This is a genomic window from Niallia circulans NBRC 13626, assembly GCF_001591585.1.
In the GTDB taxonomy this organism is placed as follows: domain Bacteria; phylum Bacillota; class Bacilli; order Bacillales; family Cytobacillaceae; genus Niallia; species Niallia circulans.
The window spans coordinates 339737-351360 of record NZ_BCVE01000004.1 but is presented as its reverse complement, the minus strand read 5'-3'; the positions used below and the strand labels follow the sequence as shown (position 1 = coordinate 351360).

The window sequence follows — 11624 nt, the reverse complement described above, 5'->3', positions numbered from 1 at the left end:
AAAATTATTCGTTCCAACTTTTTCAAAAGTGTATTAGGAGTAGGAATAGATATTTCTAAAGAAGGAATTATGGTAGCTTCTAAGAACTATTCTGATAAGATTTGGGCTGTGGCTGATCTCGCGAACACACCATTTAAATTTAAACAATTTGATGTTATCCTGAATATCCTATCACCCTCAAATTATGCTGAATTTGATAGATTGTTGAAACCAAATGGTATAGTAATCAAAATTGTACCTCAAAATAGTTACTTAAAAGAGTTGAGAGAACATCTTTTTCAAAAAAACGAAAAACAGTTTTACTCTAATGCAGAGACTATGGAGAGATTTAAGAAGAGTTTTCAATTTGTAGAATGTTCAAGATTAAGCTATACCATGAACCTTAATAAATCCTCAATTGAATGGTTGGTTCAAATGACTCCGTTGACTTGGTCAACAACAGAGGAACAAATAAAATCTTTTTTAATTAAGGATTCGGCTCAAATAACTGTTGATTTGGATATATTAATTGGTAAAAATACAATTTAGGAAAAAGACTATTAGGATGGCCTTGTGAGGGGTCAGCCCTAATAGTCTTTTCTGCAATTATTGGCTGCTTTCTAAAATAAAAAGGAAGTCTTTTTATTTTAGGGCTAACGGGCAGGTTGAACCATCTAACTATATATTTTATACCATTTATAGTCTTATAAACATTAACATAGGTTCTTTATAACAGACAACGAAGCAGTAAGATTTTACCGAAAAAATGGATTTAAAATAACAAGTTTAGGTAAAAAAATTTCTCGGTGTAGAGCGGCTCTTATGTTACTATAGCAACACTTTGTAATATGGAGGTATCGCATTTTCTTATTGCACTAAAGGAGGTTAGTATGAGAAGGAATTAACAGTATAGAGTTAATGCATTAAAACTCAGGTATTGCTATGGTAATATAAATTTGATGGGGATAAGGAGTGTTCTAATTATTATTTAGAAAGGTGGAAGGATTCAAATGAACGAATATATGAATATGATAGAGACTGCATTGAAAGACAGTAATCCATTGAAACTTATTTTAAAAGGATGGATGGAAGAGGGGGCTGGTGTTGTCGCTGTAGTTTATGCAACTACAGATTCTAACAAAGCTAGAAGTTTTATCGAGGAAATAAATTCTGTAGTCAACGATGACAACTACTATATGGTTTACAGTGTCCCTTTTGATGTGGATTTAACCCAAATTGGGCATTACCCTTCAATAGCAATATCTAAAGAAGACTTTAAATAATTTGTTTTACATATCAGTTCCTATTTGCCTTATTATAATCAATCCTAATGAATTTAATATTAAATCTTATTAGAAATGGAAGTTAAAAAATCATCCTTAAATAAAAGGTTAGTGGAAGACGGAAAAATATAACTTGAAATACCATTTTCTTCTATTTGGTATATAATTAACTTGTATTTTTTATATAGGAGGAAATTTATGACTACATCCAGTGACTACATTCGCTATATTCGTGGAAAAGTGGGACAAGATTTAATTATTCTTAATTTTGCTGGAGGTATTGTTTATAACGAACGAAATGAGATTCTTTTACAAAAAAGGGGAGATAGAAATGAGTGGGGTTTTCCAAGCGGTGCTATGGAACTAGGAGAATCTCTTGAAGAAACAACAAAACGAGAAATTCTTGAGGAGACAGGATTAAATGTTAAGGTTGAACATCTTATTGGTGTCTACTCTAAATATTCTGGTGAGTTTCCGAACGGAGATAAAGCTCAGACTATTACTCACTTTTTTCAATGTAAGCCAATTGATGGGGAACTTACTGCAGATGGTATTGAGACATTGGATTTGAAGTACTTTCCAATAAATAAAATACCGAAATTATTCACTAAACAACACGAAGATGCCTTAGAAGATTGGGTTTTCAAAAGAAAAGGTGTATATAAATAAGTTCAACTACAAAATAATTATACATAATCAATAACCGAGGCTTTCTTTAAAGAAAAGAGTGGCCTATTCTATGTGCTAAAGTGGAAAATGGCTGTGGAAAATTTGATAAACCTACAAAATGGTATGCAGATTTATAATTCCATACATCCTGTAGTTGCTATTTTCGTCTATTGAATTAACTGGAGTTTATGCAATATTTTAATTACAGATTAGCGATATTCTTGTGTCGCTAAAGGGGAGGTTAGTTGAACAGAAGTGAATAAAAGATGTGCTAAAATTGGTAATTAGTATAGGAGTGGGTAAATATAACATACAAGGTAGGGGGATTAAAAATGGAGATTCGTTCAGTAAACAGTTTAGATTACTATGAAATCTCGCCATTACTAAATCAATGGTGGGGTGGAAGACAAATGGCTGATAAGTTACCAAAGCTCTTTTTTGATCATTTTACAGATACAAGTTTTATTGCTGAAAAAGATGGAAAAATAGTAGGGTTTCTAATTGGGTTTTTATCACAATCAAATTCTGAAGAGGCGTATATTCATTTCGTTGGAGTACATCCAGAATATAGAAAACACAGTGTAGGAAAAACACTCTATAACAAATTTTTTTATGTGGTTAAACAAAAAGGTGCTAGTATAATCCGTTGTGTAACTTCACCTATTAATAAAGTTTCAATTTCCTTTCATACTAATATGGGTTTTGATATTGAACAAGGAGATGCAGTCGTAGATGGAGTTCCCGTGTATAAGGACTATGACGGACCAAATCAAGATAGGGTTTTATTTAAAAAGAATTTATAATAAATTTGGAACCTCATTGAACTATTGGGAATTAATCCATGAAGGATTAATTCCCTTTTTTGGCTATGGTACGAACGGGGCAGGTTAGTATAAGTGTAAAACTCCACAAAATTAAGAAATTAGCCATATTCTAAAATGAAAAATGGCTTAAATAATTAAAATTAATGAGCTATCTAATCATTCACTTAGCAATATGGTGGCAGCGTTCCTGTAATAAATACCCTGCTTCGGTATTTCGACTCTACCAAAAGTTGTCTTTAATACATACCATAGGTACCCCCCTTTTGATATATTCAAGTATTCTTATCTAAACAGTTTTCTTCTTACAATTATTCAATAAAATGAATGTTCCTTTGTAATCTGTTATGTAGAAAAAGCCTGATTACCCATTTATTAATCAAATTTGACAGGCTCTTCCTTCAATACCAGAAAGGGCAGTATATTTATTCTTAAGCGATTGGGGTACCATTTTTAACAGGTTGGTCTGGTTTTAAAAGCACTACGTCATCTCTCCCTTGTATACCACCAATTACTAATACCTCAGATTTAAAACCTGCAATTCGCCTTGGAGGAAAATTTACTATCGCTACCACTTGACTACCAATAAGTTGTTCTGCCTTGTATCTGCGTGTTATTTGAGCTGAAGACTGTCTAACACCAATATTACCAAAATCAATTTCTAATTTTATTGCGGGTTTTCGTGTTTCTGGAAATGGCTCTGCCTTAATCACAGTGCCAACACGGATATCTAATTGTAAAAAATCCTCGATATTTGCCATTAATACACCTCATATAATCTTTAATATCTTGTAAACCTTCAATATTGCCTATGAATTGGATAGAATATCGAACAGGTACCGATCCTTGAGGTGAGAGAAAGTCTTTTTGGGTCATACCAATCTCTAGGTGCCTTAAGTTTTAAGTTTGATTTAGATCTGCATGTTGGTCATAACTGTAATGTGTAGTTTCTTCATTAGAATGGTTTTCAAACAATATCATCCGCATCCTCAAGTGAAATAGGTTGCTTTATCAATACGCCTTCCATCTGAATTATGCTTAATCATAAAAAGGTTTATATTCTTATTGTAAACTATTATAATATATTAAAAACTTAACTTACTTTGAGGCAAAGTTATACACTTATTATTCTAGTTTAAGTATAAAAAAGAATAATGTTTATGTTTTTATCTGATAATGATTCAGCATAATGAAAACAAGGGCATGCTTTGCAAATCGATTTTCAAGATACCCAGTGACTACATATAATTGCCTTCCACCGGGAGATTGATCAAGAGGGTTTCATGGATTTTGGGTGAAGTGTATGTGACGTTAAATTAAATGTTCACTTAAATGAGTTTCTATAATTCGTTGGAGTTTTATTGGCATTGCTTTTAAAAAGACTAACAGACTAGGTATGTTAAAATCTAATTTGGTATGCGATTTTACAAACCGATAATGTTGATGTTACCAAGCAATCTATTGCTTTCTCAATTATTTTATTGTGAATATGCTTCTGTGCGCTCTATCCCGTAATTTTTTGCAGCAGATTGCTTATATAGTTTGGAGATACATTCTACAGAAAAGATTTTGCACCGTGGGGAGTCCTATTTGTTGTACTAATTATCTGTTGAAATATTCAGTTAACAACAGGGCATCTATTTTTACCAACAAATCCATACTTGCTGTTTTTCGAGTTATAAAATCTATTCTTGTAATCGAGCGCACATCAATATACTAAACGATCAAATCCTGACTAGATGTTATTTATTGGCGAATGGTATTCTCGCTGAATACTTTCCATAATATTTTATCGTGAAAAAGTCGGGGTTCCTAACAGAATGTTATCAATTTAATGACTACAGCTACTAAAGAATTTGGAATTGTAGGGTTTAAAATACTAAATGATTTAAATCTATTTTCCGATAGTTGTATCATACTTTAGCAACTTTTGTTGGCTATACATTTTTTCAAAAAGAATTCCTGTTAAATAGTAAAACACGAGTCCAAAACAAATATGAATAAGTGTGAATTTAGGACCAAATGAAGTAAATTCATACACTAGAACTGGCAATTTCACTGTTGACCATGCCCCTAAAAAAAACACTATATTGCGGACGCTAGCTCCTTTTCTCAATAAAAGTACTGCGATTGGAAAGGCTATATAAAGAGGTCCAGCAGCTACTGTTGCTAATAATAAGGTGAAGAGGACACCAATTATACCTGATTTTTCCCCCATATACCTAACGAGTGTTTCTTTCTTTACCCATTGGTCCAATAATCCCACTAATATAAATACTGGAGGAAGTAGAATTAACATATCCAAAATATTTTTACCAGTTAACTGAACTGTTTTTGCAGCAATCGTTTGATTCATAAATGCTATAAGCAGAAGCCCTAATAATAAAATGAGAAAGAACCGATATCTTTTTAGCTTTTTCATGTCATCACCACCCAAATAATTAATCCAAATAGAAGAGACATTACTATGGCAGAAATATTTCGGGCATAAGCAAAACTTTGACCAAAAGTTTTTTGTTCCATAAATAAACTTGTCAGTCCTACAGACATTAATGTCGACATTAATACAGCAACTTGTGGAAGAGCAGCGCCATTTTGTACTAATGTATGTCCAAGAGGAAAAACGATAAAGCTAGGGACTATAGCAATTGATCCAATGATTGTTGAATAAAGGATACCAAGTAAACCGGAATTTTCCCCAATAATTGAAGAAATAAGAGACGGTGTCAATAAAGATAGTACCAGCCCAACGAAAAGCATAATGGCTAATAAATCCGGTAAAACATTGCGAAACATTTTCCATGAGCTTAATAAGGCTGCCTTTGTTTTATATTGGTCTTTTATAAAAGACAGGCTCAGATAAATAGCAGCTATCGCATATAAAACAATTCCATTAACCATTATTTTCACAATTCCATTTTTTGTATTTTTCAAGAAAAAATGATAAATTTTTAATTTTTTCTTGAATATCAATTTGAAATTCTTCTAATTTTCTTTTTCCAAGTGTAGTGATTTTATACATCCTTACCGGTTTATCTTGACCAGAAACATCTAAATAAGAATCAATGGCACCTTCTTCCTCTAATTTTTTTAGTGTGCGATATAGTATGGCGCTATCAATTGGATTGATGGGAAGCTCTTCCTTACATTTTTGCAACAGTTTTCCCCCATAGTTATCTCCCTCCAGTAAAAACAGCAAAAGAAATGCACCAGTATGTCTCCCTGTATGTTTCATAAAAGATAGAACCCCCTAATTTTAATGTAATGAACTTTTTATCAATATGTTACTGTTATAAACAGTATAGTGTTATTGTCAGTTATGTGTCAATCTTTTTATAATGAAAATTAAATGTGAGGCTTACATTTTAACTAGACTTATATTTAGGTACGGAAGGTGCTACGGCATCTCTTTTTATTGAATTAAAGAGTGGGTTTGCTAAAAAAGGAAAATAAACGAAATCGGTAGAATAAGTATACTGGATATAAATCTTAACGTTTAAATATTAATAAGAGGATAATAACTATGGGGAACTCACGAAGTAAAAAGTTTAAACTAAAATAATTGAGAGGGTTGAAAAAAATGAAAAAATTGGGGACTCTATACTTTTTCTGTGGAAAAATGGGAGCTGGAAAATCAACTAAATCAAAGCAATTGGCGATAGATAAACATGCGGTACTGTTGTCTGAGGATGAATGGCTTTCATCTCTTTATCCCAATCAAATTGCATCATTTGAGGACTATCTAAAATTCTCAGCGCAGCTCAAGCCATTGGTGAAAAAGCATGTCCAAAACATATTAAGTGTTGGTACAGATGTAGTGATGGATTTTCCAGCTAACACTCAAAAACTGCGAAAGTGGTTTTTGGATATGGCGTCAGAGGTCAATGCAAACCATCAACTAATTTTCCTTAATCTAAATAACGAGCAATGCTTACGTCAAATCGCACAAAGGCGTAATGAACAACCAGAAAGATCAGCTTTTGACACGGAAGCGGTGTTTATTCATGTTACTAAATTTTTTGAAGCACCAGAGGCATCTGAGAGTTTAAATATTTTAGAGTATAGCGGAAAAGAATAACAAGGAGTTCAATGATTCGTGTGTGTAGAGTGCCTTTTTTTGGGGAGGTGCTCTATTTGATATAAAATGATATGTGGGTAAGAATAGTTTCACTGTATATATGTTAAAATCGGTTAACTTTGTGAAGTGGTACACTTAAATTAACGGGTGCTTTAGCGCAATAAGGAGGTGGTCAGTTTTTTTGCGGACTTTCAACTCTAAGTAAAAAATGTTCCTAATCGTCGTTATGGGAAATTTACTCAACTTTATTCCCAATCTTTAAATATCTATTGTGAAATTCATTATGATAATCTGATTATATAGTATACTGGAAATCTTATTACAATAATATACATAAGGAGTTTTGCAATGGAAAAGTGGGATTTATTTGATAAGCATCGTTATAAAATAGAGAAACAAATAACTCGTGGAGATGAAATGAAACCAGAAGAGTTTCATTTAGTAGTACACATATGTATATTTAATTCAAAAGGTGAAATGCTCATTCAGCAACGTCAATCCTTTAAGCAAGGATGGCCGAACCTTTGGGATATCACTTGTGGTGGTAGTGCGGTTGCAGGTGATACAAGTCAGCAGGCTGCTTCAAGAGAGCTATTCGAGGAGTTGGGGATTCAATATAACTTTGAAAAGATTCGTCCACAATTTACTATTAACTTTGAACGTGGCTTTGATGATTTTTATTTAATTGAATATGACTTTGATTTGAATGAATTGACATTACAGATTGAAGAGGTACAAGCAGCCAAATGGGCTTCTAAAGAGGAAATCTTGGAGCTAATCGAACTGAAAAAATTTATACCTTATTATGAGAGTATCATTGCTTTTCTTTTTGAGGGGCGACATCATTATGGCTCTGTTCGTCTTTAAATGAAACGTGCAAAGTATAAAACATATAAAGATCTGGTGAGAACACAAAAAGATGATGTGAAGTATGGTCCTTAAAGTAATGGGGGCATTAGTATAAGATCGTTTGGCTGCTTTGGCAGCCTATTGTTGTTGTACGAACGGGCAGGATTGTTTAAGTACATTTATTTACCACACTCTCTTTTCCGAACACGCTCCTAATTTTGCATTTTAAAGCCGTTGTATGATATTCGTACTAATCGGATATAACATAATATGTACGATGTAGAATTAGGATTATGCAAAAGTATGAGAGATGGAAAATGACGATTTGAAAATTACGGTTTAATTAGGGGGAAATACTAATGTACAAAGACATAACAGTTGAATTGATTATTGGTTTCTTAACTTTATTAATAGTCCTTAAATTACTTGGGAAGATTCAATTTTCACAAATAACTCCTTTTGATTTTATCACGGCCATGGTAATGGGAAACCTAGTAGGAGACGCAATTTTTGAAAGAAGAACAGGAATTTTGGAGATAGTATTTAGCATTGTTATATGGGGGTTACTAATTTATCTAGTAGAGTTTTTGACGCAAAAATCTCTAAAATTCCGGAGTTTTTTTGAAGGCAATCCCACAATCTTAATTGAAAAAGGAGAGATTATTTATAAGCAGCTAAAAAAAAATAATATGGATCTAAACCAATTACAGCAGCTTATGAGACAGCAGGGGTATTTTTCTATCTATGAAGCAGAATATGTAATTTTGGAAAGAGACGGGAAAATAAGTGTTGCACCAAAACATGCATTTAGTGTACCAACAGCGAAGGATTTAGCCATACCTCCTAAACAAGTAGAGATATCCTTTGCAATTATTATGGATGGGAAATTACAATCTCAAAATCTTCAAATGGCTGGGTTAACAGAAGAGTGGTTACATAGACAATTAAAGCAAGAAAAAATTAAAAAGTATAAGGAAGTGTTTTATGCAGAATGGCAAAAAGACCGAGGGCTGCTGATTACTAAATATACTTAATCACCGCTTTATTTCAAGGGACTTTGAGCTAGCTAAGATAGCATTCGTTGTGCATCTACAATGCTAATATCTTTTTGGTATTAATGATGTGGTTTTATTTGTTCATGGTTTTTCCTAAGAAGTAGAATATAGGAAAAAGGTTATCAGGCTCCAAGAAATATGGAGCGTAGTTCATTAGGGATGGATGCTTAGTTTCTCATAAAACTACGTATATAAGAAATTAAGTACTGTGAGAGAATGTGTGAGTGCCATTAAATAGGTATACCATAGAAGATATAAATTTCGAAAAAACATAGGCTTGTTTTACTAAAAAAATTTATTTTTGTAACCTTTTGAATATTGAAGTAAAATAATAGAAAAATAGATGGATGAGGTGAAAATGCTTGAGTTTACCAACATTATCAGTATTTTTCGGAGCAGGTGCAGAAATAGGTTATGGTTTGCCGTCAGGAGGGAAATTTGCATTAGAAATATTTAGAGTTTCAAATGAAGTAGATAAGGAAATATTTAGAAGCCAGATTCAAAGCCTAGACTCTAGGTCACAGATTGCTACTCAATGGCTTCCAGATAATTATGCGAGTAAGAGATTAAATGTTTTTGGAAAAGGAGAGTTTGAAGGCCTTATTGCCTCTAGTTTAGAAAATAGAAGAAGCAACATTTTGGATTATCTGGATCATTTTGATGAAAACGTTTCCGAGTTGTTAAATAAATGGAAGTTTAATGAAACAATAATACGTGATAAGTTTACAAACGAAACAGGCGAACAAATTGGTGATATGAGATATAATCAAGCAATTCGGTTAAATGAGAAGCTTGCTTCCAGTGTATTGCTGTTTGAATCTGACTATTTTTCAGCATACTTAAGATTATTAGAAAAATATCCAACAGATCGTTATTTGAAAAGAATTGTAAGGGCTTTTTTGGAATTATTGGTTGGAGCAATTGGTCAAAGTCTTGTTTCGCAGCTAAACGAAGAATTGTTTACTGCAGCACCTGATGAATTAAACGTATTTGATGATTTATCGGGGGTTTTTTCTTTGAATTATCAAGGTGTTGGACAAACTGGAATGGAAATTGTAATTGAAGAAACCTCGATTGATTTAAAGGAAGATACAGACGGACTTACAGTGTTTAGAGAACTTGGTAGAAGCATATTAGAAGAAATTTATTGTCAAGCAATGGATTACCAAGCTTTAATAGATAGTCATTTTAGATATCTGTATAATCCTAAAGCGCAATGGGCTAAATTTAGTCGAATTGCTATATTCCTTCATACTGTTCAAAGATATATTACTAATAAAGTCCATGTTGATGAAACAAGAATTTCAGATGGTCCCGGATATTATCACGACTTAATAAATTTAAGAAATTATTTTCATATTAAAGCTGTGGGAACTACCAATTATAACAATTTTGTACAACAGGTATTAGCAGGGACGGAAATCGCAGAAACACCTGTGTATCATTTAAATGGAAGTGTAAATGAATACTATGATCCATACAAAAATGAAATTTTAACAGAACCTTCTTCCGAGGAGAGACAAGGAATAATTCTTGTACCATTTATGTTTACTCAAAGTGGTGTTAAACCTTTGACTTCTGTCAGTATGTCAAGAAAGTATGTTGATCTTTATGATCATTTTGTTGAATCAGACATAGTATGTGTGATTGGTTATGGTTTTAACGGAGATGATGGCCATATAAATGGAATGTTCAGAAGCTTGGTAGAGAAAGAAAATAAAAGTTTAGTCATTTTACACTATAAAAGCGATAATCGTACGGAGCAGCAACTTTTAAGGTATTATCAACAAAAATTACGTTTAAGTTCTTCTGGAAACTTAAGAGTTGTTTTGGTAGATAATAACCGTATATTTAATGGAGATATTTGGTACAACGCCCTACTATAGAGGGTTTCTTTTGACCGAAAAGCTATTGCAATGTGTGTAATAAAGAAGTTGAACTTAAACGTTATAAAATAATAAAATCAGGCAATTGTTTAAAACAAGCTGGAGGAGTTCAGGCGAAAAATGTAAATAACGGTTCTAGTGTTAAGGAAAAGTAGGGGAGAAAGCTTCAAGTTTTACAAGATAATTAAATTTGCGGCGAAAAGCTATTAATAGCCTTTACCGGATAGCACAAGTATAAATCCCCTACTAAACACGACAGTAACTATGATTACGCACTTACTAACACAGAATTTTGTTAGGTTAAAAGTCTTTCAAAAAGTTTAAAGCTGTTAATCACGAAAAAATCAACAATATCTCTTTAGAAAAGGAAATGGTATTTCGTGTTCTTACTATCGATACTCCCCAAGAGAAGCAGCCCATATTTAAACCAAGATTATATAATAAATTTATGTAATGATGGAAAAGATTATATCTTTTAATTCAGCAGCAATTTCTGATGGAGCTGTGTTCAATTCATCTTCAGCTAACCACCATTCAATAGTTCCTAGAATAGTTGATATGATAGCCCTTCTTTTCAAAATACTAACAACGCGGAGATCAAATAAGTCTGAAGTTTCAATAAAGGAAGATATAGATGACTTGAGTTCGTGTTGGAATAGTTGATACCCTTCATTCCTCAATAAGGGTTCAATAAAATTGTAATTTTCCTTTAAGTAATTAAAAGCTAAAGTAAGTGAGTTAATAGTCATTTCTTGATTATGAAGACAGTATTGGTCCATTTGATTTATATAGGTTTTAATGGTTTTTTCCAGTAATTCATATTTATCCTGATAATGAAGGTAAAAAGTGCCTCTGTTAATATCAGCTAATATTGTAATTTGATTTACTGTGATTTTATCAAACGGTTTCTCATTAAGTAATAAGAAAAAAGTGTCTATTATCAGCTTTTGCGTTCTCCTTTTTCTTCTTTCCATCTCCACACCTCAACAATTTTAGTATCATGT

13 protein-coding genes are annotated in these 11624 nt (G+C 32.5%); 8 read left to right on the top strand and 5 right to left on the bottom strand.

The genetic code is table 11. The features are described from left to right. The 4 genes from BCI01S_RS07680 to BCI01S_RS07665 form a co-directional block, all read left to right on the top strand. Positions 1-528, top strand: a 528-nt coding sequence (locus BCI01S_RS07680) for a methyltransferase domain-containing protein (protein WP_235844461.1), incomplete at its 5' end; no start/stop codon positions are given. A gap of 461 nt (positions 529-989) precedes the next feature. Next, positions 990-1262 carry a hypothetical protein gene (locus tag BCI01S_RS07675; RefSeq protein ID WP_172885222.1) on the top strand — a complete coding sequence of 91 codons (273 nt, stop codon included), beginning with the start codon at positions 990-992 and terminating at the stop codon, positions 1260-1262. A gap of 198 nt (positions 1263-1460) precedes the next feature. Then, a complete protein-coding gene (locus tag BCI01S_RS07670) occupies positions 1461-1931 on the top strand; it encodes an NUDIX hydrolase (RefSeq protein WP_061797834.1) in 471 nt (156 codons plus the stop codon). Positions 1932-2263: 332 nt separating this feature from the next. Then, a complete protein-coding gene (locus BCI01S_RS07665) occupies positions 2264-2734 on the top strand; it encodes a GNAT family N-acetyltransferase (protein ID WP_047942813.1) in 471 nt (156 codons plus the stop codon). 449 nt (positions 2735-3183) lie between these two features. Here the strand turns inward: BCI01S_RS07665 and csaA are convergent, their stop codons facing one another. The 4 genes from csaA to BCI01S_RS07645 all read right to left on the bottom strand — a co-directional run bounded on the left by csaA (position 3184) and on the right by BCI01S_RS07645 (position 5987). Beyond that, entirely contained in the window at positions 3184-3513 is a 330-nt protein-coding gene (gene csaA, locus BCI01S_RS07660) for a chaperone CsaA (protein ID WP_047942811.1), read from the bottom strand. 1133 nt (positions 3514-4646) lie between these two features. Next, positions 4647-5174, bottom strand: coding sequence for a permease (locus BCI01S_RS07655; protein ID WP_061797828.1), 528 nt, complete (start codon positions 5172-5174; stop codon positions 4647-4649). Beyond that, entirely contained in the window at positions 5171-5653 is a 483-nt protein-coding gene (locus BCI01S_RS07650) for a hypothetical protein (protein ID WP_061797826.1), read from the bottom strand. Before BCI01S_RS07650 ends, BCI01S_RS07655 begins: the two co-directional genes overlap by 4 nt. Beyond that, the gene (locus tag BCI01S_RS07645) at positions 5646-5987 is read right to left on the bottom strand and encodes a PadR family transcriptional regulator (RefSeq protein WP_061797825.1); all 342 of its coding nucleotides are present in this window, start codon (positions 5985-5987) and stop codon (positions 5646-5648) included. Before BCI01S_RS07645 ends, BCI01S_RS07650 begins: the two co-directional genes overlap by 8 nt. A gap of 345 nt (positions 5988-6332) precedes the next feature. Here BCI01S_RS07645 and BCI01S_RS07640 point away from each other — a divergent pair, with 345 nt between their 5' ends. The 4 genes from BCI01S_RS07640 to BCI01S_RS07625 all read left to right on the top strand — a co-directional run bounded on the left by BCI01S_RS07640 (position 6333) and on the right by BCI01S_RS07625 (position 10620). After that, the gene (locus tag BCI01S_RS07640) at positions 6333-6830 is read left to right on the top strand and encodes a P-loop nucleotide/nucleoside kinase family protein (RefSeq protein WP_047942806.1); all 498 of its coding nucleotides are present in this window, start codon (positions 6333-6335) and stop codon (positions 6828-6830) included. Positions 6831-7178: 348 nt separating this feature from the next. Continuing rightward, positions 7179-7697 (top strand): NUDIX hydrolase, encoded by a 519-nt coding sequence (locus BCI01S_RS07635; protein WP_061797824.1) that lies wholly within the window; start codon positions 7179-7181, stop codon positions 7695-7697. Between the two features lie 341 nt (positions 7698-8038). Further along, the gene (locus tag BCI01S_RS07630) at positions 8039-8713 is read left to right on the top strand and encodes a DUF421 domain-containing protein (RefSeq protein WP_061797822.1); all 675 of its coding nucleotides are present in this window, start codon (positions 8039-8041) and stop codon (positions 8711-8713) included. Positions 8714-9096: 383 nt separating this feature from the next. Then, entirely contained in the window at positions 9097-10620 is a 1524-nt protein-coding gene (locus tag BCI01S_RS07625; RefSeq protein ID WP_061797820.1) for an SIR2 family protein, read from the top strand. A gap of 446 nt (positions 10621-11066) precedes the next feature. Here BCI01S_RS07625 and BCI01S_RS07620 read toward each other — a convergent pair whose 3' ends face one another. Beyond that, positions 11067-11594: a TetR/AcrR family transcriptional regulator gene (locus BCI01S_RS07620; RefSeq protein ID WP_047942802.1), complete on the bottom strand. Its 528-nt coding sequence runs from the start codon at positions 11592-11594 to the stop codon at positions 11067-11069. Between the last annotated feature and the right edge of the window lie 30 nt (positions 11595-11624).